Raw genomic sequence first — 23,585 nt, forward strand, 5'->3', positions numbered from 1 at the left:
ACCATGCCTTAGGGACGTGGATGCAGTCGCCCGAGGCCAGCACGGCCGCAAACCCCACCACGATCCATCTGGCGCTTGCAGCCTTCGCCGACGAGGTCGTCGGCACGCTGGCACGCCTGTTCGCCTATGTGGGGGCTTTGGTGCTGTTTGCCATCCTCGGCCTTGCGGCACTCGGCCAGCTGCCAACCTTGCGCGACGACGATGAGCCAGCGCTGAAGCCGGGTTGGGCCGTGGCCGACCGCTCGCCTCCAGGCTTCGCCCTCAGCCGGCTCGATTCGTCAGAAAAAACAGCCTCTTACACCATCTTGAGACACCCCGAAGGCGGCCGCAGGGACGTGATGCGCTGGGCGGGCGAGGCGGACACGGCCATGGCCGAGCTAGAGATTTACCGGGAAGGCGGCGAATTTGACGTGGCGCGTCCGGCAGCGATGGACCTGGCCGCCCGGATGGGACTGGGCAGCACGACCCCGCTGCAGCAAGCCGGCCTGATCGACACGAAATTCGGCCCCGTCGCCCTATTCCAGCCGACCGGCACGGCGGAGGGCGCGCGGGCCTGCCTCGGCTACCTCAAGCGCAGCGAGGAGCCGGCGCTCCAGATCTCCGGCTTCTCCTGCCAGGGCGACAGCCTGCCCGCCCGGCGCGCCGTGATCGCCTGCACGCTGAACCGGCTGACGCTGCTGACCTCGGGCAACGAGCCGAAGCTGGCCGAATTGTTCGCCCATGCGGAGCTGAAGCGCCGCCCCTGCACGCCCCCGGCCTCGTCGGACTGGTTGCTCGGCGCCGCCAATGCGCAATTGCGCGGCGCGCTCTGACCGGCATCAAGCTCAAGTGGCTGTATCCATGCAACTTTTGCCGGCGCGCACGATTATTCAGCGCTGGTGTGACCCAATAGACCTAGTTGCAGCCGCCCCGGCCGGGTTAGTATGAGGGTGAAATTGATTGGCGGCTTGCCGCCTGAAGGGGACGTGATGAGCTCGAATTTCTCTGCCGCGAACAAACTGGCGATGTGGCTTGCGGCCGGCGCCGTGATTGCCATGTCCTCAGCCTTCGCGACACCCGCCTCGGCCGACACCAAGAAGCAGCGCTATGACAGCGGCCGTCACTATTACGGCCCGAGCGGCCCCAATGCGAGCTATCAGCAGGGCCGCACCCGCATCTATGTGAGCAAGCGCTCCTGGCTCGACGGCGGCACCGAGGTCAATCCGGGCGACCGCAAGTTCTCCGACTACGCCTTCCCGCCGGCGGTGGGCTATCCGACCTTCGCGCGCGAAAATCTCAACCGCCCGATCGATCGCCAGCCGCTGAGCACGCCGCAGGATGTTGGCGGCTATCCGCAGAATTTCCCGCTGTACTGAAGCGGAATTATCGACCGAATCAAAATGGCCGGGCTCGCGCCCGGCCATTTTTGTTTGTCGTGTAGCCCGGATGGAGCGAAGCGCAATCCGGGATTTTCGACGCGCCGCAAGACCCCCGGATTTCGCTTCGCTCCATCCGGGCTACGACTCTAGGCGTGCAGCTTCTGCAATTCCTTCAGGATCGCTTCGCCCATCTGCGTGGTCGAGGCGGACGTGGTGCCTTCCGACTTGATGTCGGCGGTGCGCAGGCCGCTGGCCAGCACCGCGGCGATCGCGGCGTCGACCTTGTCGGCGAGCGCGCCCATGTCGAAGGAGTAGCGGAGCGCCATGCCGAAGGACGAGATCATCGCGATCGGATTGGCGAGGCCCTGGCCTGCGATATCAGGCGCCGAGCCGTGCACGGGCTCGTACAGCGCCTTGCGCTTCTTGCTCTTGACGTCGACCTCGCCGAGCGAGGCCGAGGGCAGCATGCCGAGCGATCCCGTCAGCATCGCCGCGATGTCGGACAGCATGTCGCCGAACAGATTGTCGGTGACAATGACGTCGAACTGCTTCGGCCATTTCACCAGCATCATGCCGCCGGAATCGGCGAGCTGGTGCTCGAGCGTGACGTCGGGGTATTCGCGCTTGTGGACCTGGGTCATGACCTCGTTCCAGAGCACGCCAGACTTCATGACGTTGCGCTTCTCCATCGACGTCACCTTGTTCTTGCGCTTCTTCGCAAGCTCGAAGGCGACGCGGCCGATGCGCTCGATCTCATACGTGTCGTAGACCTGGGTATCGATGGCGCGCTTCTGGCCGTTGCCGAGATCGGTGATGGTCTTGGGCTCGCCGAAATAGACGCCGCCGGTGAGCTCGCGCACGATCATGATGTCGAGGCCCTCGACCGCCTCGCGCTTGAGGCTGGAGGCCTCCGCGAGCGCCGGGTAGCAGACGGCGGGACGCAGGTTCGCGAACAGACCGAGATCCTTGCGCAGGCGCAGCAGGCCGGCTTCGGGGCGCACCTCGTACGGCACCGCGTCCCATTTGGGACCGCCGACCGCGCCGAAGATGATGGCGTCGGCATCCTTGGCCTTGGCCATGTCGCCTTCCGAGATCGACACCTTGTGCGCGTCATAGGCCGAACCGCCGACCAGGCCGGTATCGGTCTCGAACTTGGCGATTCCGGCCGAACTGAGCCAGTCGATCAGCCGCTTCACCTCGCCCATCACCTCGGGGCCGATACCGTCGCCGGGAAGCAGCAGCAGTTTGTGGGTCGCCATGGTCGTTCTTCCTCCGTTTCGTCATGGCCGGGCTTGACCCGGCCATCCACGTCTTGCCTCGGGTGCAGAAGAACGTGGATGCCCGGCACAAGGCCGGGCATGACGGCATCTCGTGAATTTCGGCCGGAGTGCTAGAGCGGCGATGCGTGCTTGGCAAGACACCATTGCCGCTTCGGTTCTGTGCAAGGCGGGCAGGGCCTGCCACACTGCGCATGCCGGAGTACCCCTTGCACGCACCTGACCGCCCTCCACCCGATGCCCACCCCGCACGGTTGATCCTGACCCTGTCGCTGGCCGCGACAGTTGGGCTGGGTATCGGCCGCTTCGCCTATTCGCTGGTGCTGCCCGACATGCGGGAGGACCTCGGCTGGTCCTACTCGGCGGCCGGTTTCATGAACACCATCAACGCCGTCGGCTACCTCGCGGGCGCGCTTGTGGCGTCCCGGTTGATCGAGCGCGTCGGCTGGTCGGCCGCGATCCGCGGCGGAACCCTGGCCTGCGTCGCCGCGCTCGCGACTTGCGCGCTGACCGGGAATTTCGTTGCGCTGAGCCTGGCGCGTCTCGTGCTGGGCGTTGGCGCGGCGGCCGGTTTCGTCGCCGGCGGCGCGCTGGCCGCTTCCATCGCGCAGTCGCGCCCGGAGCGGGCCAATTTCCTGCTCAGCCTGTTCTATGCCGGGCCCGGCATCGGCATTCTCTCCTCCGGCCTGATCGCCCCGTTCACGCTGCAATATTTCGGGCCGGGCTCGTGGTGGATCGTGTGGTGGGCGATGACCCTGCTGTCCGTCGTCATGACCGTGCCGCTGTTCCTGGTCCGCATCGAGAGCGGCGTGCGTTTCTCGCAAGGCAGCCACGGCGCCTTCGCGATTCTTCCCGTGCTGGTCTATCTCGCCGGCTACTTCCTGTTCGGCGCGGGCTACATCGCCTACATGACCTTCATGATCGCCTATGTGCGCGATGGCGGCGGCGGGGCCGCGGCGCAGGCCGGGTTCTGGAGCCTGATCGGCCTAAGCGCCTTCGTCACGCCGTGGGCCTGGCGCAGCGTGCTCGCGCTCGATCGCGGCGGATTGGCCACCGCCATCATCCTCGGCACCAACGCGCTCGGCGCCGCCCTGCCGATGCTCGGGCATTCGCCGGCATGGCTCGCGGTCTCCGCAATCGTGTTCGGCGTCGCCTTCTTCGCCGTGGTCGGCTCGACCACCGCCTTCGTGCGCTTCAACTATCCGCCCGAGGTGTGGCCGACCGCGATCGCGGCGATGACGATCTCGTTCGGCGTCGGCCAGACGCTCGGCCCGATCGTGGTCGGCGCGATCACGGATGCACTGGGGAGCTTGAGTTACGCACTGAACGTCTCGGCAGCGCTGCTGGCGCTGGGCGCGGTTGCAGCGCTGTGCCAGCGGAAGGTGGGGCCGGCTAAATAGCTGGTGTCGTCCCGGCGAAGGCCGGGACCCCAAACCGCGTGATCTATCGACGGATGCAGGCGAGAGTACGGTGGGAGGACGCTTCACTACGAATCCTCGCCAAACGTCTCCCTGTGGTTATGGGTCCCGGCCTTCGCCGGGACGACGATCAGGTTAACTCGCGGAGCTAGCTCCCACTAAACGAATTGTACCCCTGGTCTTCCCAATAGCCGCCCTTGTAGTCGTTGGTGACTTCCATCGACACCACGTATTTCGGGTTCTTGAAGCCGAGCTTGGTCGGCACGCGGATCTTCATCGGGAAGCCGTAGGCGCGCGGCAGGATCTCGTTCGCATATTTGAACGTCATCTGGGTCTGCGGATGCAGCGCGGTGCGCATGTCGAGCGGTGAATTGTAGCCGTCCTTGTCGGCGCACTGGAACCAGACATACTTCGCACGCGTGTCGGCGCCGATCAGCTTGAGGAAGTCGCGCATCGGCGTGCCGGTCCAGCTGCCGATCGCGCTCCAGCCCTCGACGCAGATGTGACGGGTGATCTGCGTGACCTGCGGCAGCTTGTACAATTCCGGAAGCGTCCACGACTTCTTGTTGTCGACGAGGCCGCGGACTTCGAGCTTCCAGGATTCGCCGTCGACATCGGGCGCGTCGTCGAGATCGTAATAGGCGTTGAACGGAAACGGTTTGGTGATCGCGCTCTCGGGAAACGTCGGCGCCAGCGCGTCGGGATTGAAGATGAAGGCCTGCACGGCATCGTTGAATTTCGAAACCGACTTCAGCATCTCCTCGGCGGAGGACGAGTCGATCACGTCGCAGCCGGTGAGCAGCGTCAGTGCGCCGAGGCTGGCGCCGCCCGCGATGAAGCGGCGGCGGCTGACCTCTGGCATCGTCTTGATGGAGTCCTTGATCAGCAGCCGCTTGTCGACGCCGGGGATCAGAAATGAGCGCTTGGCCATGGTTCTCTCTCCGCTCTAGCGGCCGATGATCATCGCGCGCAGGCTCTTCGGCACCAGCAGCGCGAGTAAAACGTGAATGACGAGGAACGCGCAGATCGCGGCCATGCAGAAGAAATGGATGTAGCGCGCCGTCGGATAGTCGCCGAACAGGCTGACGAGCCAGTGCAATTGCACCGGCTTCCACATCCCAAGGCCCGACAGCACGATGATCACGCCGACCAGAATGATGCCGGCATAGAGCGTCCGCTGCACGTAATTGTAGACGGTGAGGTCGGCATGGCCGAGCTTGAAGGTCAGGGCGGCCCTGACATCGTGGAGCACGCCAGACGGGGTGATCGGCAGCAGTTTCTTGCGGAAGCGGCCGGTGGCAAAACCGGTGACGAGATAGGCAAGGCCGTTGATCATCAACAGCCACATCGCCGCAAAGTGCCAGAGCAGGCCGCCGCCGAGCCAGCCGCCGAGCGTGTAGTCGCGCGGAAAGCTGAAACCGAACAGCGGCGAGGCGTTGTAGATCTGCCAACCCGACAGGATCATCAGGATCATGGCGAGGGCGTTGACCCAGTGCATGACCCGGACCCAGGCCGGCTGGATCACTTTGGCCGGGGTGGCGCTGACCTGCTCGTCGGTGACTGTGAGGCTCGACATGGCGGTTCCGTCCTGAACATCGTCTGACAGCAATTATACGCCGATGCTTCCGCTTTCGTTACGCCCTGCCCGGCATCGAATCGATACCGGCGGGCTATCATGGTCACAATAAAGCGAGCCGGGGACCCCCGGCTCGCCATTTCGTCGCATCCGGTTCGGGGGTGAAGCCGGACCGCGCGGTATTTACGTCGCCGGCATCAGCACGGTGTCGACCACATGGATCACGCCGTTCGACTGGTTGACGTTGGAGATCGTGACCATCGAGGTGCCGCCCTTGGCGTCGACGATCCAGACCTTGCCGTCCATCTTCTTCACCGTCAGCTCCTCGCCTTCGGCGGTCTTCATCTTCTTGCCGTCGGTGAGGTCGGACGCCTCGAGCTTGCCGGGCACGACATGATAGGTGAGGATCTTGGTCAGCGTCGCCTTGTTCTCGGGCTTGACCAGGGTGTCGACGGTGCCGGCCGGCAGCTTGCCGAAGGCGGCGTTAGTCGGCGCGAACACAGTGAACGGACCCTTGCCTTCCAGCGTCGGCACCAGGCCGGCCGCCTTCACCGCCGCCACCAACGTGGTGTGGTCCTTCGAGTTGACGGCGTTCTGGACGATGTTCTTGGACGGGAACATCGCGGCGCCGCCGACCATGACGGTCTTTTCCTCGGCGCGGGCCGGCGCGACGACGGTCGCGGTGATGGCCAGCGCGCTGAAAGCTGCAGCGGTAAGATAGGCAATGCGCTTCGACATGGAGAGTCTCCCGATTGGATGATGACCGGCGATTGCCGGCGTTCGAGTTGGGCAACAACGGTGGCTGCGACCTGTGAGCGTGAAGCAGCAGCGACGTCGTTGGCTCGAATTACGGGAGGGTTTGCGAAGCGGTTTCGAATAAAACTTCTTTGTGATGCGTGAAACTAAGTGCGTGGTGCTCCGTGGGGTGACGCACTCACCATCGTCGTCCTGGCGAAAGCCAGGACCCATTACCCCAGGGAGGAGTTGCGGTGCGACGCTGGCTACGCCGGGTCTTCGCCAAACTACTGCCTGGGGGAATGGGTCCTGGATCTGCGCTGCGCTTGTCCAGGACGACGATGGAGGATGAGACGCGCGCTACGCCTCAATCCCTGTTGTGCGGCGTCTGAATGAACCCGCGATTATGCGTCGGGCTGATCAAGAGCTCGTTGATGCACACCCGCGCCGGCATGCTCGCGATGAAGGCGATGGTGCGGCCGAGATCTTCGGATTGCAGCATCCTGGCCTGCTCCTCTCCGCTCGGCACCACCGGGCGCAGCTTCAGGATCGGGGTCGCCACTTCGCCCGGCATCAGGCAGCAGGCGCGCAGGCCGTTGACGCATTCGTCCATATTGAAGGAATGGGTCAGCGCCAGCACCGCATGCTTGGTCGTGGTGTAGGCCGGGCCCGGCATTTTCGAGACGTGTCGGCCGGCCCACGACGAGACGTTGATGATGGAGCCGTCCTGTTGCTTGCGCATCGTCGGCAGCACCGCGTGCATGCAATAGAGCACGCCGTTGAGATTGACCTGGACGAGCTTATCCCAACCCTCCAGTTTCATGTCCTTCCAACTGCGCTTGGGGACATTGATGCCGGCATTGTTCACCAGCAGGTCGATCCGGCCGTGCTTCGCGATGATTTGATCGGCCGCCTTCTGGGCCGCGGCGGCGACCGACACGTCCAGCGCGATGGCTTCGGCGGCGCCGCCCGCCTTGGCGATTTTCGCGACCACGGTATCCAGGGCGTCCTTGCGCCGGCCCGAGACCACCACCGTCCAGCCGTCGGCCGCGAGCGCCTCGGCGCCGGCCTCCCCGATCCCGCTGCCGCCGCCCGTGACCCAGGCCACGCGTTTCCCGTTTTTGGTCATGCAAACTGTCTCCGTTGCTTCATCGGGGCGGTTTTTGCTAATCCAGCCCTCGGTTTTGACCGGCCTTGTCTGACGAGCCTTGTGGTCAAGCCTTGCAGTCAAGCCTTGCGGTCGAGGAAATCTTGCATGAACCAAGCTGCCAACGCCAATCTGTTTTCCCGCCTGTTCGACGGCCTGGACAGCCCTGCGCGCCTCGCCATCGAGACGCATGATGGCGTCCGCATCAGCTATGGCGATCTGATCGCCCGGGCCGGACAGATGGCCAATGTGCTGGTCGCGCGCGGCGTGAAGCCCGGCGACCGGGTTGCGGTTCAGGTCGAGAAATCCGTGGCCAACATCGTGCTGTATCTGGCCACCGTGCGGGCCGGCGCGGTCTACCTGCCGCTCAACACCGCCTATACGCTGAACGAGCTCGACTATTTCATCGGCGATGCCGAGCCCTCGCTGGTGGTCTGCGATCCCGCCAAGGCGGACGGGCTTGCCCCGATCGCCGCCAAGGTGAAGGCGAAAATCGAGACGCTCGGGCCTGACGGCAAGGGCTCGCTGACGGACGCCGCCGACAAGGCAAGCAGCGAATTCACCACGGTGCCGCGCGCAAACGACGATCTCGCCGCGATCCTCTACACGTCCGGCACCACCGGCCGCTCCAAAGGCGCGATGCTGACCCACGACAATCTGGCGTCGAACTCGCTCTCGCTCGTCGGCTTCTGGCGCTTCACCGAAAAGGACGTGCTGATCCACGCGCTGCCGATCTACCACACCCACGGCCTGTTCGTGGCGACCAACGTGACGCTGTTTGCGCGCGCGTCGATGATCTTCCTGCCGAAGCTCGACCCGGATCTGATCATCAAGCTGATGGCGCGCGCTACGGTGCTGATGGGCGTGCCGACGTTCTACACCCGCCTGCTCCAGAACGCCGCGCTGTCGCGCGAAACCACACAACACATGCGGCTGTTCATCTCGGGCTCGGCGCCGCTGCTCGCCGAAACCCATCGCGAATGGTCGGCGCGCACGGGGCATGCCGTGCTCGAGCGCTACGGCATGACCGAGACCAACATGAACACGTCGAATCCCTACGACGGCGAACGCGTGCCCGGCGCAGTCGGCTTTCCGCTCCCCGGCGTCTCCGTGCGCGTCACGGAGCCCGAGACTGGCAAGGAACTGCCGCGTGACGAAATCGGCATGATCGAGGTCAAGGGCCCCAACGTGTTCAAGGGCTATTGGCGCATGCCGGAGAAGACCAAGGCGGAATTCCGCGACGACGGCTTCTTCATCACCGGCGACCTCGGCAAGATCGACGCCAAGGGTTACGTCCACATTCTCGGCCGCGGCAAGGATCTCGTCATCTCCGGCGGGTTCAACGTCTACCCGAAGGAAATCGAGAGCGAGATCGACGCCATGCCCGGCGTGATCGAATCCGCCGTGATCGGCGTGCCCCACGCCGATTTCGGCGAGGGCGTCACGGCCGTGCTGGTCTGCAACAAGGGCGCCGATGTGACCGAGGCCGCGGTGCTGAAGGCGCTCGACGGCCGGCTGGCGAAGTTCAAGATGCCCAAACGCGTCTTCGTGGTCGACGAGCTGCCGCGCAACACCATGGGCAAGGTGCAGAAGAACGTGCTGCGGGATATTTACAAGGATCTTTACGCGAAGAAGTAGGGGCGCAATCGCTCCGGGCTTGGGGGACATGAACCGAGAGCAAGCTAAGAAGATACACAAGCACCTGCTCGATGCTGCCGCAGCATTCCGGCGAGCGGAGGCCGCGATCGTCGATGTTGGCGATGACGGTCGAAAGCTGTTTGCAGACCCGCTCGTAACGGCGGTTTTCCATTTGCAATTCAAGCTTCTGCGACTGATCTACAAGCGATTTCCGGATCTTGAACCGCCGGGACGGCCTGCCACCATCGACAGCACACTCCGGTGGGAAGACGTTTCACTTCCGTCCTCTGTGCTGGAGACCGATTTGGATCGCGTCATTTTCTCTGTCATGAAGCCGCGATGGCAGAAGGTCGCAATGGTCCTGTACTGCGCGGTTGAGAGGGTCGAAAAGGAAGAAGCGTTAGCGGCTCCCGTCGATTTTGAGGTCTTTGCGGCCCGCATTCAGGCGTTGGTTGAGGCCGATCTTCTGGAGGCGCAAGGCAATCTTCAAATGTGGGGCCACAGCGAAGTGAGATTGAAGGACCGGTCGGTTAACTAGCGCCCACCAGACTCAGCACAAACCTGCTGCCGACGATGAACAGATAGCACCCGAACGCGACCTCCAGCCTCCGCTTGGACATCGCATGCGCGGCTCTCACGCCGAGCGGTGCTGTCACAAGGCTCATCGGCATCACCAGCACGGCGCCGATCAGGGAGATGTAGCCGAGCGCGAATGGGACTTGCAGGGCTGCAACGCCGGGATAGTGCGCCGCCGCAGGCCAGCCGGCATAGATGTAGCCGAGCGCACCGGGGATCGAGATCAGCACCGCGAGCGCCGACGATGTCGCCACGGCCTGATGGATCGGGCGGCCATAGAACGTCATCAGCAGGTTCGAAAACAATCCACCGCCGATGCCCATCAGCGTCGACAAAATGCCGACGCAGAAGCCGTAGAATCGCATCAGCGGCCCCTTCGGCAGATCATCGCCGAGCTTCCAGCTCTCGCGCGCGAAGATCAGCCGTACCGCGGCCGACCAGGCGACGGCGACGAACACGATCTTGAACAGCCGCTCCGGCGCGTAGCGCGCGACCACGCTGCCGGCGACGACGCCGATCAAGATCGGCAGCCACCAGACCCGAAGGATAGCAAGATCGACGGCGCCGCGCTTGTAATGGGCCTGGAACGAACGGATCGAAGTCGGAATGATGACAGCGAGCGAAGTGCCGATGCACAGCGGCATGCGCACCTCGAGCGGCACACCGGCGATGCGGAAGCACTCGTAGAACACCGGCACCAGAATCGCGCCGCCGCCAATGCCGAACACGCCGGCCAAAAATCCGGAGAGCGCGCCGGTTGCGATCAGCAACAGCGCGAGTTCGACGATCTCCTTGATATCGAGTCCTGCAGTCACCCCTGACCTGCCCCGGCGGTGGTCGCAACTTCTCCGATGCATCGCTCGGACAGCTGCCCGCAATGCTCTAGGCGATCTGATTTGTCGGGTCGACCGCCGCATCGGCGCTCTGGGGTGGGATGCAGGCTGCGCATATCCGCCCGTCTCGCGAAAAATCGGTGCGCTTCGCGGAAAATGAAAATTGCTCGCCGATCATCCCTGCCGGTTCGAACGTCAGGAATGACTGGTTCGAACCCTGGTTGGGGCTGCGGCGGCTTAGAGCCGTTCCAATAGTAATTTCAATGCGCCGCAGCTTTGCGGCAAGACTTGAATTTGGATTCTGTCTTTAGCCGGTGCGCCATGGCCGTGGTATACCAAGCCGCCGATTGGCCTTGTTACATCAAGGGCCTAGAGCTGAACCCAAGTTCGATCTATGGCGATTTGGTGATTGCGCAGGTGAAATCGACTCCGTAAATAGAGCCGACCTTTCGCGATCCCCGCGCGCCCATGCTGGGCCGCAATAAAGCAATCGAAGCCCATGACCGCACGGATCGAACGACCGCTTTCGCCACACATGCAAGTCTACCGCTGGACGCTGACGATGGCGCTCTCCATCGTCCATCGCGCCACCGGGATTGCCCTCTACGCCGGAACGCTGCTGCTGGCCTGGTGGCTGATTGCGACAGCCTCGGGCCCGGCCGCCTATAGCCACGTCCAGGCCTTCACCGGCAGCATCATCGGCCGGCTGATCGTGTTCGGCTTCACCTGGGCGCTGATGCACCACATGCTCAGCGGCATCCGGCATTTCGTCTGGGACCTCGGCTACGGCTTCAAGGCCAATGAGCGCGAAGCGTTGACCTGGGGCGCGTTGATCGGGGGCATCGTGCTCACGATCCTCGTCTGGATCATCGCCTACGCGATCGGAGGCGGACGATGAGTTTCGACGAATCCCACGGCGCTCCGAAGGGCTCCTCCATGCGCACCCCGCTCGGCCGCGTGCGCAATCTCGGCGCGGCGCATTCGGGCACGTCCGATTTCTGGCGTCAGCGCATCACCGGCGTCGCCATGACGCTGCTGATGATCCCCGTGATCGTGATCGTGATGATGCTGCTCGGCCGCAACCAGGCCGGTGCCGCACAGATCCTCGGCTCGCTGCCGATCGCGGTGATCCTGCTGCTCTTCATCTTCGCCAGCGCCTGGCACATGAAGATCGGCATGCAGGTCGTGATCGAGGACTACATCCATAACGAGAAGCTGAAGCTCATCTCGATCATGCTCAACAACTTCTTCTCGTTCGCCGTGGCGCTCGCCTCGACCTACGCGATCCTGAAACTTTCCTCCGGAGTCTAACCCATGGCCACAGAGACCAATGGCAAGGGCAACGGCGCTCCCGCCACCAACGGCAAAGCCTATCCGATCGAAGACCACACCTATGATGTCGTCGTGGTCGGCGCCGGCGGCGCGGGCTTGCGCGCCGTGGTCGGCTGCAGCGAAGCCGGTCTTCGTACCGCCTGCATCACCAAAGTATTTCCGACCCGCTCGCACACCGTCGCGGCGCAGGGCGGCATCTCGGCGTCCCTCGGCAACATGCACAAGGACGACTGGCGCTGGCACATGTACGACACCGTGAAGGGGTCGGACTGGCTGGGCGACCAGGACGCGATCGAATACATGGTGCGCAACGCGCCCGAGGCGGTCTACGAGCTCGAGCATTGGGGCGTTCCGTTCTCGCGCACCGAAGACGGCAAGATCTACCAGCGCCCGTTCGGCGGAATGACGCTGGACTACGGCAAGGGCCAGGCGCAGCGCACCTGCGCCGCCGCCGACCGCACCGGCCACGCCATGCTGCACACGATGTACGGCCAGTCGCTGCGCCACGCGGCCGAGTTCTTCATCGAGTTCTTCGCCATCGACCTGATCATGGACGACCAGGGCACCTGCCGCGGTGTCATCGCGCTCAAGCTCGACGACGGCACGCTGCACCGCTTCCGCGCCCAGTCCGTGATTCTGGCGACCGGCGGCTATGGCCGCGCCTATGCGTCCTGCACCTCGGCGCACACCTGCACCGGCGATGGCGGCGGCATGGTGCTGCGCGCCGGCCTGCCGATGCAGGACATGGAGTTCGTGCAGTTCCACCCGACCGGGATCTACGGCTCCGGCTGTCTCGTCACCGAAGGCGCGCGCGGCGAAGGCGGCTATCTCGTCAACTCCGAGGGCGAGCGCTTCATGGAACGCTATGCGCCGTCGGCGAAGGATCTGGCTTCGCGTGACGTCGTCTCGCGCGCGATGACCATCGAGATCCGGGAGGGACGCGGCGTCGGCAAGAAGAAGGACCACATCTTCCTTCATCTCGACCATCTCGATCCCGCGGTGCTGGCTGAGCGCCTGCCGGGCATCTCGGAATCCGCAAAGATCTTCGCCAATGTCGACGTGACGCGCGAGCCGATCCCGATCGTGCCGACCGTGCACTACAACATGGGCGGCATCCCGACGAATTATCACGGCGAAGTCCTGACCAAGAAGGACGGCGACGACAACGCCATCATCCCGGGCCTGATGGCGATCGGCGAGGCCGCTTGCGTCTCCGTGCACGGCGCCAACCGCCTCGGCTCGAACTCGCTGATCGATCTCGTCGTGTTCGGCCGCGCCGCTGCGCTGCGCCTCGCCGAGAAGCTCACGCCGAACGCCAGCCAGCCGGAGCTGCCGGCGAACTCGTCCGACCTGGCGCTCGGCCGCCTCGACCACTATCGCTACGCCTCCGGCGGCACCCCGACTGCGAAGCTGCGCGAAGGCATGCAGCACGTGATGCAGAACAATTGCGCGGTGTTCCGCACCGGCGACATCCTGAGCGAAGGCCAGAATTTGATCGAGAAGGTCCATAGCGGCATCACCGACATCGCCGTGTCCGACCGCTCGCTGGTGTGGAATTCCGACCTGATCGAGACGCTCGAATTCGACAATCTGATCGCGCAGGCGGTGGTGACGATGAACTCGGCCGCCAACCGCACCGAGAGCCGCGGCGCGCATGCCCGCGAGGACTTCTCCGAGCGCGACGACAAAAACTGGATGAAGCACACGCTGGCCTGGCTGGAAGATTCCGGCAAGGTCAAGATCGAGTACCGCCCGGTTCACGACTACACCATGACCAACGACGTCCAGTACATCCCGCCGAAAGCTCGCGTTTACTAAACGGCGCGCGTGTACTGAGCGAACAGCGAAAGCTTTATCGAAATGGTTGAATTCGCACTTCCGAAGAACTCGAAGATCAGCGGCGGCAAGACCTGGCCGAAGCCCGCGGGCGCGACTGAAACTCGCGAATTCCGCGTCTATCGCTGGAACCCGGACGACGGCAAGAATCCCAGCGTCGACACCTATTACGTCGACACCCATGATTGCGGGCCGATGGTGCTGGACGGCCTGATCTGGATCAAGAACAACATCGACCCGTCGCTGACCTTCCGCCGCTCCTGCCGCGAAGGCGTCTGCGGCTCCTGCGCGATGAACATCGACGGCCAGAATACGCTGGCCTGCACCCGCTCGATGCACGACGTCAAGGACGGCGCGGTGAAGATCAATCCGCTGCCGCACCAGCCTGTGGTGAAGGACCTCATCCCCGACCTCACCAATTTCTATGCGCAGTACGCTTCGGTCGAGCCGTGGCTGAAGACGACCTCGCCGACGCCGCAGAAGGAATGGAAGCAAAGCCACGAAGACCGCGAGAAGCTCGACGGCCTCTACGAGTGCATTCTCTGCGCCTGCTGCTCGACCTCGTGCCCGAGCTATTGGTGGAACAGCGAGCGCTATCTCGGTCCCGCCGCGCTGCTCCAGGCCAACCGCTGGGTGTCGGATTCGCGGGATGAAGCGACCGGCGAGCGGCTCGACAATCTCGAGGACCCGTTCCGCCTCTATCGCTGCCACACCATCATGAACTGCGCCAAGGCCTGCCCGAAGGGCCTCAACCCGGCGGAAGCCATCGCCGAGCTCAAGCTCAAGATGGTCGAGCGCCAGATCTAGGCGTCACTTATGCTGCGATCCCCGGCCGGAATGGCCGGGGCATTCTACGGCCGGCGCGGATTCGAGCAGATTTTGCCTCCGCCCCTGCGCGCGCAAGCCGACGGGTTGCAACCTCTGGTTCCCGCCACAAGCCGCTTCCTTCCCGGCGCGAAATTCAAGTAAGCTCTCCGGCGTGGGACCGGAGCGACCGTGCAGGGCGCACAACGCAATTCGCTGAGATTGCTGCAGTGGATGATGGCTGCGTCCCTGGCGCTGCCGATTGCGCTGTTCGCGATCGCCGCTTCGATCTCCTACACCTCGACCAAAGACATCGCCGACCGCGAGATCGAGCGCACCCTCGATGTCGCGCACGAGCACGCGCTCAAGGTGTTCGAGACCATCGACCGCAGCCTCGCCGAGATCAACGAGGTGGTGCGCGGCATGCCCGACGACATCATCCGCGCGCGCGAGCCGGCCCTGCACCGCCGCCTGAAGCAGCTGACCGATTCGCTGCCGCAGTTGAAATCAGCATGGATCTTCGATGCGGACGGAAAGTCGCTGGTCAACAGCCTGGCCTCGCCGCCGCCGGCACAGAGCTTTGCGGATCGGGACTATTTTGCCGCCCATGTCGACCAGACCATCGGCAGCTACATCGGAGTCCCGCTGACGCCGCGCCAGCCCTATCAGGGCGCGCGCTTCTTCGGGGTCAGCCTCCGCCGCGGCTCCGACGACGGCAGCTTCATCGGCGTGATCCAGGCTTCCGTCCTGCCGGAATATTTCGAGAGCTTTTACGCCAGGATCGGCTCTGATCCCGGCAGCTTCCTCGCCATGGCACGCACCGACGGCGTGGTGCTGGCGCATCTTCCACGGCTGGACCGCGACCTCAGGCTCGATCCTAACGGGCCGGTCGGCCGCAGCATCGCCGCTCATCCCGAGCATGGCCTCATCACCATCGCCTGGCCATCGGACGAGGTCGAGCGCCGCATCGGCTACCGACGCATCGCCGAATACCCGATCTATGTCAGCGCGGGGCTGGAGACCTCGGCAATCCGCGCACGCTGGTTCGCCACCATGGGCCAGCATCTGGTGTTCGGCATTCCCGCCACCGCGCTGCTGTTTCTGCTGCTGGCGTTCGCGTTCCGGCGCACCCAGCATCTCCAGGCCGAGGCCGCCGCGCGGCGCGAAGCCGAGGAGGCGCTCAAGCACAGCCAGCGCCTGGAGGCGCTCGGCCAGCTCACCGGCGGCGTCGCGCACGACTTCAACAACCTCCTGACCGTGATTCGCGCCTCGGTCGATCTGCTGAACCGGCCGCAGCTGAGCGAGGAGCGGCGCCAGCGCTACATCACCGCCATTGCCGACGCGGTCGGGCGCGCGGCCAAGCTGACATCGCAGCTGCTCGCCTTTGCACGGCGGCAGACCTTGAAGCCGGAGGTGTTCGACGTCGGCGCGCGGCTGCAGTCGCTGCACGACATGCTCGCGACGCTGCTCGGACCCGCAATCGAAATCGCGATGCGGCTGCCGGCCGAGCCCTGCCTCGTCAATGCCGATGCGAGCCAGTTCGAGACGGCGTTGATCAACATGGCGACCAATGCGCGCGATGCCATGCACGGCAAGGGCAGGATCGTTTTCGAGGTCGAGGCCGCGGCGACCATTGCGGACACGCGGGCTCCCGTCTCGGGCAACCCTGATCTTTCAGGCAGCCAAGATCTTCCTGGCAAACAAGACCTTCCTGGCAAACACGGTTTCGTCGGCATTGCCGTCAGCGACACCGGGATCGGCATTCCGGCTGCGCGGCTGGAGCGCATCTTCGAGCCGTTCTTCACCACCAAGCAGGTCGGCCACGGCACCGGTCTCGGCCTGTCGCAGGTGTTCGGCTTCGCGCGGCAGTCCGGCGGCGAGGTGACAGTCACCAGCGAGGTAGGCCACGGCAGCACCTTCTCGCTCTATCTGCCGCGCGTGGCGCCGCATTTGTTGCCGCAGCGGCAGGCACCGAACACGGCCCCCGCTGTGGCCGGCAGCGGCATGTCGGTGCTGCTGGTCGAGGACAATATCGAGCTCGCCAATTTCGCGGCCGACGGCCTCACCGAGCTCGGCTACAGCATCACGCTGGTCGACAATGCAACCGATGCACTCGCCGAGCTGGTCATGGATTCCGATCGCTTCGATGTCGTTTTCTCGGACATCGTGATGCCCGGCATGACCGGTCTCGATCTCGCGCAGGCGGTCCGCGAGCGCGGCATCGGCGTGCCGGTGGTGCTGACCACCGGCTACAGCGAGGCGCTGTCCCAGGACGGCAAGATCGATTTCGAGCTGGTGCAAAAGCCCTACGCGATCGATCAGCTGTCGCGCGTGCTGCACCGCCTCGCACGTCTCCGCCGGGTCCGCGACGGCGCCGCTGAATGAACCGACACCTGGAACTCACGGGAACCTTTTGATTTAGTTGGCGTTATCCGGCCATGCAAAAGTCGGCCGGAAAGCGCGAATCGGGCAAGAAGCCGCCCATTGTCGAAATCGTCGGCGAGACCGGCGAGGAAGTGGCTCCGCCGCCGCCCGAGCTGGTCGAGCCCGACCCGGCGCTCTCGCCCGAAGAGGCCGAGCAGGCCCGCAAGGACTATCTCCTCACCCGCTTCTGGATCAGCGCGCGCGGCTTCTGGGGCCGCAACGGCGACCGGCTGGCATGGCTCTATTCCATCGGCCTCGGCGTGCTGATCGTCCTGACCGTCGGTTTCCAATACGGCATCAACGTCTGGAATCGGGCGATCTTCGATGCGATCGAGAAGCGCGAGGCGTCCACCGTCTTCCATCTCACCGCGGTGTTCTTCCCGCTCGCGATCGGCAGCATCGTGCTCGGCGTGGCGCAAGTGTTCGCGCGCATGGGCATCCAACGGCGCTGGCGAGCCTGGCTGACGGCAAGCGTGCTGACGCGCTGGCTCGGCAACGGCCGCTATTACCAGCTCAATCTCGTCAGCGGCGACCACAAGAATCCGGAGTATCGGATCGCGGAAGATCTCCGCGTCGCGACCGATTCGCCGGTGGATTTTCTCGCCGGCGTGACCTCCGCGCTGCTGTCGGCCGCGACCTTCATCGTCGTGCTCTGGACCATCGGCGGCGCACTCACCGTCACGCTTGCGGGATCGTCGGTGACCATTCCAGGCTTCCTGGTGATCGCCGCGATGCTTTATGCGGGAATCGCATCGGGCTCGATCCTGGTGATCGGCCGTCAATTCGTGCAGGTCTCCGAGGACAAGAACCAGGCCGAGGCGGATTTCCGCTACACGCTGACGCGCGTGCGCGAGAACGGCGAGAGCATCGCGCTGCTCGGCGGCGAAGCGGAAGAGCGCGACGGCATCGACCGCAATTTCACCAACGTGCTGCGGCAATGGGCGCGGCTGGCGGGTCAGCACATGCGCACCACGCTGGTGTCGCAGGGATCGAGCCTCGTTGCGCCGGTCGTTCCGCTGCTGCTCTGCGCGCCAAAATTCCTCGACGGCAGCATGACGCTGGGGCAGGTGATGCAGGCGGCTTCCGCCTTCACCATCGTACAGAGCGCGTTCGGCTGGCTGGTCGACAATTATCCGCGGCTTGCCGACTGGAATGCCTGCGCGCGCCGCATCGCCTCGCTGATGATGTCGCTCGACGGCCTCGAGCGCGCCGAGCAGGGCGACGGCTTCGGCCGCATCAAGCGCGGCGAGACCAGCAACGACGCCATGCTGGAGCTGAACGACCTCTCCGTCACGCTCGACGACGGCACCGCCGTGGTCGGCGAGACCGAGGTGGTGATCGAGGCTGGCGAGCGGCTGCTGGTGGCCGGCGAATCCGGCACCGGCAAGAGCACGCTGGTGCGCGCCATCGCCGGGCTCTGGCCATGGGGCGGCGGCAGCGTCAATTTCCATCCCGACCGGCGGCTGTTCATGCTGCCGCAGCGACCCTACGTGCCATCCGGCTCCTTGCGCCGCGCGGTCGCCTATCCCGGCGCAGAAGACGACTGGACCGTCGAGGAGATCGGCGAGGCCCTGCACAAGGTCGGTCTCGACCATCTCAAGGAGAAGATCGAGGAAGAGGCACCGTGGGACCAGACGCTGTCCGGTGGCGAGAAGCAGCGCCTGGCCTTCGCGCGACTGTTGCTGCACAGCCCTGACATCGTCGTGCTCGACGAGGCGACCTCGGCGCTCGACGAGAAGAGCCAGGACAAGATGATGAAGATGATCACCGACGAGCTGCCGAAGGCCACCATCGTCAGCGTCGCGCATCGTATCGAGCTGGAAGCCTTCCACAGCCGCAAGATCGTGCTGGAGCGCCGCAAGGGCGGCGCAAAACTCGTCAGCGACATCGACCTGATCCCCCGCAAGGGCAAGCGCAAGTTGCTCGGGCGGTTCTTGAGGCAGCGCAAGGCGCCGCCGAAAAAGGCGGCGTGAAGCTCGTAGCCCGGATGGAGCGAAGCGCAATCCGGGAAGGTCTATCCGTAAGGCGAGAACCCCGGATTACGCTTCGCTCCATCCGGGCTACATTCTTTTCCCGCAACGTTGGAGTCCCCGGCAAAACCGGCTATGCATGCGCCGCTTGCAATGAGGACCGCCGCTTGACGACCGACAATGCCCCTTCGTCCGCGCCGTTCGGCGCGTTTGCGCCGAACGCGGCGCAGGCCGCCATCATTCGCCTCGCGACACAGTCGCGGCTGAAGCGTGGAGCGTTCCGGCCGTGGCTGTCGCGATTGGTGAACCTGCTGCGCGGTGGCCCCCTCGACGTGCAGTACCAGGGCGCATCGTTCCGCTTCTATCACCAGGGCAGCGCGACCGAGCGCGGCGCGCTGTTCAATCCCGATTACAATCTCGACGAGCTCGACTTCCTGCGCCAGCACACCCCGGCGGGCGGCGTGTTCGTCGACGTCGGCGCCAATGTCGGCACCTTTGCACTGGTGATGGCGCGACAGGTCGGGCCATCGGGAAAAGTGGTCGCAATCGAGCCGCATCCGATGACGTTTGGACGGCTGTCGTTCAACCGGGCCGCGTCGCAAGCGACGCAGGTGCGCCTGGTGCAGGCGGCCGCCGGCGACAGCGACGGCGAGCTCATGATCGAGAGCGGGGGCGGCAATCTCGGCGCTACGCATGTCGTCACCGGCACGGCCAGCGCGGAGGCGATCAAAGTGCCCTCGCTGCGGTTGACGCGCATTCTCGACGAAGCCGGCGTCACCAATGTGGACGCGTTGAAGATCGACGTCGAGGGCTTCGAGGATCGCGTGCTGATCGGCTTCTTCCGCGACGCGCCGCAATCGCTGTGGCCGCGCGCGGTGGTGATCGAGCATTTGTCACAAAAGGATTGGCGGGAAGATTGTATCGCCGACATGGTCGCGCGCGGCTTTGTGGTTGCGCGCAAGACGCGGAGCAATACGTTCCTGTCGCGTTGACGACGAACGACGGAGGTTACGATGATCGACCATATGGGCTTCCCGGTCTCCGACTATGAGCGCGCCAAGGCGTTCTATGCCAAGGCATTGGCCCCGCTCGGCTACGGCCTGATCATGGAGGTCACGCAGGAGCAGACCGGACACGATCCAGCCGCCGGCTTCGGCGCCGATGGCAAGCCGGATTTCTGGATCGGCGGCGAGGGCGCGCTGAACAAGCCGGTGCATGTCGCGATCCTGGCAAAGGACCGCGCCGCGGTGGATGCGTTCTACAAGGCGGCGATTGCGGCGGGCGGGCGCGACAACGGGCCGCCGGGCATTCGGGCGCATTACCATCCGACCTATTACGGCGCCTTCGTGCTCGATCCCGACGGACACAACATCGAGGCGGTTTGCCACGCGCCGGAATAGATAAGTTCCATCCCTCGGCCGGAACCTCGTTCCGCGCGCGCCGTTGTCGTCCCTTGCAAGAAGGAGCACGACATGGCCAACGACAATGCCCGCGATATCGATCGCGTATGGGATCTGATGAAGACGATCGGATTCGCGATGCTGGTGACGCGCGATGGCGACAAGCTCCGCGCGCGGCCGATGAGCGCATATCTCGATCGCAACGCGGACACGATATATTTCCTCACCGACGCGCGGCGTCACAAGGACGAGGAGATCGCGCGCAATCCGTCCATCAACCTGTCGTTCGCGGATGCGGGCAGCCAGAAATACGTGTCGCTGACGGGCACCGCTGTCGTTTCCAATGACCGCGCGAAGATCAAGGAGCTGTTCTCGACGCCGGCCAAGGCGTGGTGGGACTCTGCGGAAGATCCCAACATCCGCGTGCTCAAGGTCACGCCCGACGATGCCGAGTTCTGGGACTCGCCCGGCACCGTGATCTCCTATGTGAAGATGGCGGCCGCGGCAGTGACGAACACGCGGCCCGATCTCGGCGACAACCGCAAGGTCTCAATGTAATGCCGATCGAGCCGCCCGAGATTCCGCCGTCGACGCCGGGCACACCTACCGAGCCACCGCCGGGGATTCCGCCGGGCAATCCGCAGCCTGAAATCGCGCCGCCGGTGCGCGAGCCCGGCTCGCCAGCGCCGCCCGACGAATTACCGGGCCGCATGCCCGAAGAGATTCCATCACGCGGACCGAACGGACCGCTCACGCCGAATCCCGCGACGGACGCAAGTCCGCCGCGGGATCTCGCATGAGGCGACGCATCACATCCAAGGCAATTGCAACCTGCGTCTGAATGCGCAATGAACGTCACCATAGTGAGGTGATTTGCGTGCAGAAATAAATCGGGCCGCGTGCGCTTCGTCCGCCACAATCCGGCCTAACGCGTAGCTGTTCATCCCAACACTTCGTCAAAGAACCTTCCGGGGAAGTTCACCATCATGACTAATCTTCGTTTCGTGCTGCTTGCCACCACGGCTCTGACCGCGATGCAATTCGCAAGCTCCGCATCGCATGCGCAAGGCGCGCCGCCGCTCGTCGTCGCGCAGGCGCAGCCACAAGAGACCGGCCCTGACGGAAAACCGAAGCAGCCGCCGAAGGGACCGCCAGCGGCCGCGCCGCCTGCGGCGCCCGCGCGCCCGGCCGCACCGCCGCCCGCAGCTGCACCGCCCCATCCGCCCGCGGCACCTCCGCCGGCTGCCGCACCGCCGCGCCCCGCAGCTCCGCCGCCGCCTCCGCCGCCACCTGCGGCCCGTCCGGCACCGCCCCCGCCACCGCCTGCGGCCCCGAAGCCGCCGTCGCCGCCCCCGGCTGCGGCTCCGCAACAGCATGCGCCGCCTCCTGCACCGCCCGCGGCACGCCCGGCTCCCGCGCCCCCGGCACCGCCGCCCGCCGCGGCACCGCAGCAGCACGCACCCACACCTCCGCCTCAGACGCCGCCCGCGGCTCGTCCGGCTCCCACACCGCCCGCCGCCGCTCCGCAGCAGCACGCACCGACACCTCCGCCGCCTCCTGCGGCCGGTCCTTCGGGACGGCCTGCGCCTGCACCGACAGCAACGCCTCCGGCATCTGCTGCTCCCGCAGCGCGCCCGGCAACGCCTGCTGCCCCGACCGCCACGCCTGCTCCGACAGCAACACCTGCGCCGACCGCAACGCCGGCTCCGGGCAGCACACCAGGCACGCCGCCGACTGGACGCCCCGGTGCGCCGCCCCCCGGCGGACGTCCTGGCGCACCCCCGGCTGCAGGATCAGCGACACCTGCTCCCGGCGCCACGCCCGCGCCGACGACCACCCCCACCCCCGGTGGCGCTCCGACGCCCCCGCCCGGACGTCCCGGTGCGGGACCCACGCCCGCTCCTGGCGCGACCCCGGCTCCAGCCGCGACGCCAACCCCGGGTCAGCAGGGAGGAACGCCTCCTGCTGGCGCGCCCGCTGCCGGAGCTCCGCCGACCCAGCCGCAAGCAGGCGCCCCGCCCCGCCCGCCGGCTCCCCCCGCCGGCGCCGCGGCACCGAGCACCGTCCCGGGCTCCGCGGCCGCAACGCCTCCGCCCAACAGGGCGCAATACGCGCCGCCGACGGTTGCACCGGCTTTCCGAACCGCGCCGAGGATCGCAGCACCGCTGCCGCCAGCACCGCGTCCGCCGCAGCGTGACCTCACGCCGCTCGCGATCGGTGCTGGCGTGGTGGCCGGCGCCGTGATCGGAGCCACCATCGCCGACCTCCACAATCAGCGGCGCGAATCCGTCGAAGGCGGTCGCACCGTCTACACCGAGCCGGATCGCATCATCATCCGCGATCCCGGCGGGCAGGCCTACGTCCGCGGCAACGATCTCTATCGCTTCCGCTATGGCGCCCGCGACATCCGCACCGAGACTGTCGGCGCGGATACCCGCACCGTGGTGATCCGTCCCGACGGCAGCGAGATCATCACGACGGTCGGTCCGGACGGTCGATTGCTGCGACGCATCCGCAGGGATCCCCGCGGGCGCGAGCTCATCATCATCGACAACAGCTACCGCGATCCGCAGTCGGTCGGCGGCTTCTATGTCGACGCGCCGCCGCCGGTCGTGAACATTCCCTACGACCGCTATATCGTCGACGCCCAGGAGGCGTCGCCGGACGTGATCTACCAGACCATGCAGGCACCGCCGGTGCAGCGGATCGATCGACGTTATACGCTCGACGAAATCCGCTACAGCCCCAATGTTCGGATGCAGATGCCGAGCGTCGACGTCAACTCGATCACCTTCGAGACGGGTTCGTGGACGATCCCCCAGGATCAGGCGGCCAAGCTGCAAGTGATCGCCGACGGTCTCAATCAGGCGATCCAAGCCAACCCGCGCGCGGTGTTCCTGATCGAGGGACACACTGACGCGGTCGGCAACGACGTCGACAATCTGTCATTGTCGGATCGTCGTGCGCAGTCCGCGGCCGAATTGCTGACCCAGCAATTCGGCGTGCCGTCTGAGAACCTGACGTCGCAGGGCTATGGCGAGCAGTACCTGAAGGAGCAGACGCAAGGGCCGAGCGCGATCAACCGCCGCGTCACCGTCCGCAACATCACGCCGCTGCTCAACGGCGGCCAGGCCTCGCTGCCGCCGCCCCCGCCCGGCACCGCGCCGCCGCGCTAAGGCGAAGCACACAATGCAAAATGGCCGGGAGCAATCCCGGCCATTTTTGTTTTGTTTCGTAGCCCGGATGGAGCGAAGCGCAATC

The 23,585-nt window shown here is 65.3% G+C and carries 22 protein-coding genes; 16 read left to right on the plus strand and 6 right to left on the minus strand.

Going from position 1 to position 23,585, the window contains the following annotated elements; all coding sequences use genetic code 11:
- Positions 1-20 precede the first annotated feature (20 nt).
- Both AC0L3J_RS26760 and AC0L3J_RS26765 read left to right on the plus strand, forming a co-directional pair.
- Positions 21-812, plus strand: a complete 792-nt coding sequence (locus AC0L3J_RS26760) for a hypothetical protein (RefSeq protein ID WP_473348869.1) — start codon at positions 21-23, stop codon at positions 810-812.
- A gap of 156 nt (positions 813-968) precedes the next feature.
- A complete protein-coding gene (locus AC0L3J_RS26765; protein WP_027566362.1) occupies positions 969-1,355 on the plus strand; it encodes a hypothetical protein in 387 nt (128 codons plus the stop codon).
- A gap of 149 nt (positions 1,356-1,504) precedes the next feature.
- Here AC0L3J_RS26765 and leuB read toward each other — a convergent pair whose 3' ends face one another.
- Positions 1,505-2,617 carry a 3-isopropylmalate dehydrogenase gene (gene leuB, locus AC0L3J_RS26770; protein ID WP_473348870.1) on the minus strand — a complete coding sequence of 371 codons (1,113 nt, stop codon included), beginning with the start codon at positions 2,615-2,617 and terminating at the stop codon, positions 1,505-1,507.
- A 227-nt stretch (positions 2,618-2,844) separates the two neighbouring features.
- On the opposite strand from leuB, the gene AC0L3J_RS26775 reads away from it, so the two are divergent.
- Complete coding sequence (locus AC0L3J_RS26775) at positions 2,845-4,035, plus strand: YbfB/YjiJ family MFS transporter (RefSeq protein ID WP_473348871.1); 1,191 nt, start codon at positions 2,845-2,847, stop codon at positions 4,033-4,035.
- A gap of 166 nt (positions 4,036-4,201) precedes the next feature.
- Here the strand turns inward: AC0L3J_RS26775 and AC0L3J_RS26780 are convergent, their stop codons facing one another.
- The 4 genes from AC0L3J_RS26780 to AC0L3J_RS26795 form a co-directional block, all read right to left on the minus strand.
- Entirely contained in the window at positions 4,202-4,984 is a 783-nt protein-coding gene (locus tag AC0L3J_RS26780; protein WP_473348872.1) for a molybdopterin-dependent oxidoreductase, read from the minus strand.
- Between the two features lie 15 nt (positions 4,985-4,999).
- Positions 5,000-5,629: a cytochrome b/b6 domain-containing protein gene (locus AC0L3J_RS26785; RefSeq protein ID WP_473348873.1), complete on the minus strand. Its 630-nt coding sequence runs from the start codon at positions 5,627-5,629 to the stop codon at positions 5,000-5,002.
- Positions 5,630-5,812: 183 nt separating this feature from the next.
- Positions 5,813-6,367 carry a fasciclin domain-containing protein gene (locus AC0L3J_RS26790; protein WP_354064749.1) on the minus strand — a complete coding sequence of 185 codons (555 nt, stop codon included), beginning with the start codon at positions 6,365-6,367 and terminating at the stop codon, positions 5,813-5,815.
- A 364-nt stretch (positions 6,368-6,731) separates the two neighbouring features.
- Positions 6,732-7,493 carry an SDR family oxidoreductase gene (locus AC0L3J_RS26795; RefSeq protein ID WP_473348874.1) on the minus strand — a complete coding sequence of 254 codons (762 nt, stop codon included), beginning with the start codon at positions 7,491-7,493 and terminating at the stop codon, positions 6,732-6,734.
- Positions 7,494-7,619: 126 nt separating this feature from the next.
- Here AC0L3J_RS26795 and AC0L3J_RS26800 point away from each other — a divergent pair, with 126 nt between their 5' ends.
- Positions 7,620-9,149 carry a malonate--CoA ligase gene (locus AC0L3J_RS26800; protein ID WP_473348875.1) on the plus strand — a complete coding sequence of 510 codons (1,530 nt, stop codon included), beginning with the start codon at positions 7,620-7,622 and terminating at the stop codon, positions 9,147-9,149.
- A 28-nt stretch (positions 9,150-9,177) separates the two neighbouring features.
- Positions 9,178-9,687: a hypothetical protein gene (locus AC0L3J_RS26805; protein WP_456766829.1), complete on the plus strand. Its 510-nt coding sequence runs from the start codon at positions 9,178-9,180 to the stop codon at positions 9,685-9,687.
- Here the strand turns inward: AC0L3J_RS26805 and AC0L3J_RS26810 are convergent.
- On the minus strand, positions 9,680-10,540 hold the full coding sequence (locus AC0L3J_RS26810) for a sulfite exporter TauE/SafE family protein (protein ID WP_473348876.1): 861 nt from the start codon (positions 10,538-10,540) through the stop codon (positions 9,680-9,682). The genes AC0L3J_RS26805 and AC0L3J_RS26810 overlap by 8 nt on opposite strands.
- Positions 10,541-11,057: 517 nt before the next feature.
- Between AC0L3J_RS26810 and sdhC the strand changes: the two genes are divergently transcribed.
- The 11 genes from sdhC to AC0L3J_RS26865 all read left to right on the plus strand — a co-directional run bounded on the left by sdhC (position 11,058) and on the right by AC0L3J_RS26865 (position 23,500).
- Entirely contained in the window at positions 11,058-11,456 is a 399-nt protein-coding gene (gene sdhC / locus AC0L3J_RS26815) for a succinate dehydrogenase, cytochrome b556 subunit (RefSeq protein ID WP_473348877.1), read from the plus strand.
- Positions 11,453-11,869 (plus strand): succinate dehydrogenase, hydrophobic membrane anchor protein, encoded by a 417-nt coding sequence (gene sdhD / locus AC0L3J_RS26820; protein WP_007598776.1) that lies wholly within the window; start codon positions 11,453-11,455, stop codon positions 11,867-11,869. Before sdhC ends, sdhD begins: the two co-directional genes overlap by 4 nt.
- A gap of 3 nt (positions 11,870-11,872) precedes the next feature.
- Positions 11,873-13,708 (plus strand): succinate dehydrogenase flavoprotein subunit, encoded by a 1,836-nt coding sequence (gene sdhA / locus AC0L3J_RS26825; protein WP_007598775.1) that lies wholly within the window; start codon positions 11,873-11,875, stop codon positions 13,706-13,708.
- A gap of 42 nt (positions 13,709-13,750) precedes the next feature.
- Positions 13,751-14,533 (plus strand): succinate dehydrogenase iron-sulfur subunit, encoded by a 783-nt coding sequence (locus AC0L3J_RS26830; RefSeq protein ID WP_027566351.1) that lies wholly within the window; start codon positions 13,751-13,753, stop codon positions 14,531-14,533.
- A 189-nt stretch (positions 14,534-14,722) separates the two neighbouring features.
- A complete protein-coding gene (locus AC0L3J_RS26835; RefSeq protein WP_473348878.1) occupies positions 14,723-16,915 on the plus strand; it encodes an ATP-binding protein in 2,193 nt (730 codons plus the stop codon).
- 53 nt (positions 16,916-16,968) lie between these two features.
- On the plus strand, positions 16,969-18,927 hold the full coding sequence (locus AC0L3J_RS26840; protein ID WP_473348879.1) for an ABC transporter ATP-binding protein/permease: 1,959 nt from the start codon (positions 16,969-16,971) through the stop codon (positions 18,925-18,927).
- 164 nt (positions 18,928-19,091) lie between these two features.
- Positions 19,092-19,916, plus strand: a complete 825-nt coding sequence (locus tag AC0L3J_RS26845) for an FkbM family methyltransferase (protein WP_473348880.1) — start codon at positions 19,092-19,094, stop codon at positions 19,914-19,916.
- 21 nt (positions 19,917-19,937) lie between these two features.
- Positions 19,938-20,324, plus strand: a complete 387-nt coding sequence (locus AC0L3J_RS26850; protein ID WP_027514944.1) for a VOC family protein — start codon at positions 19,938-19,940, stop codon at positions 20,322-20,324.
- Between the two features lie 72 nt (positions 20,325-20,396).
- Positions 20,397-20,882, plus strand: a complete 486-nt coding sequence (locus AC0L3J_RS26855) for a pyridoxamine 5'-phosphate oxidase family protein (RefSeq protein WP_456766839.1) — start codon at positions 20,397-20,399, stop codon at positions 20,880-20,882.
- Positions 20,882-21,124: a hypothetical protein gene (locus AC0L3J_RS26860; RefSeq protein WP_456766840.1), complete on the plus strand. Its 243-nt coding sequence runs from the start codon at positions 20,882-20,884 to the stop codon at positions 21,122-21,124. The genes AC0L3J_RS26855 and AC0L3J_RS26860 overlap by 1 nt, the downstream gene beginning before the upstream one ends.
- A 186-nt stretch (positions 21,125-21,310) precedes the next feature.
- Entirely contained in the window at positions 21,311-23,500 is a 2,190-nt protein-coding gene (locus AC0L3J_RS26865; RefSeq protein WP_473348881.1) for an OmpA family protein, read from the plus strand.
- The last annotated feature ends 85 nt before the right edge of the window (positions 23,501-23,585 follow it).

The organism is Bradyrhizobium sp. Kon37, from assembly GCF_055807535.1.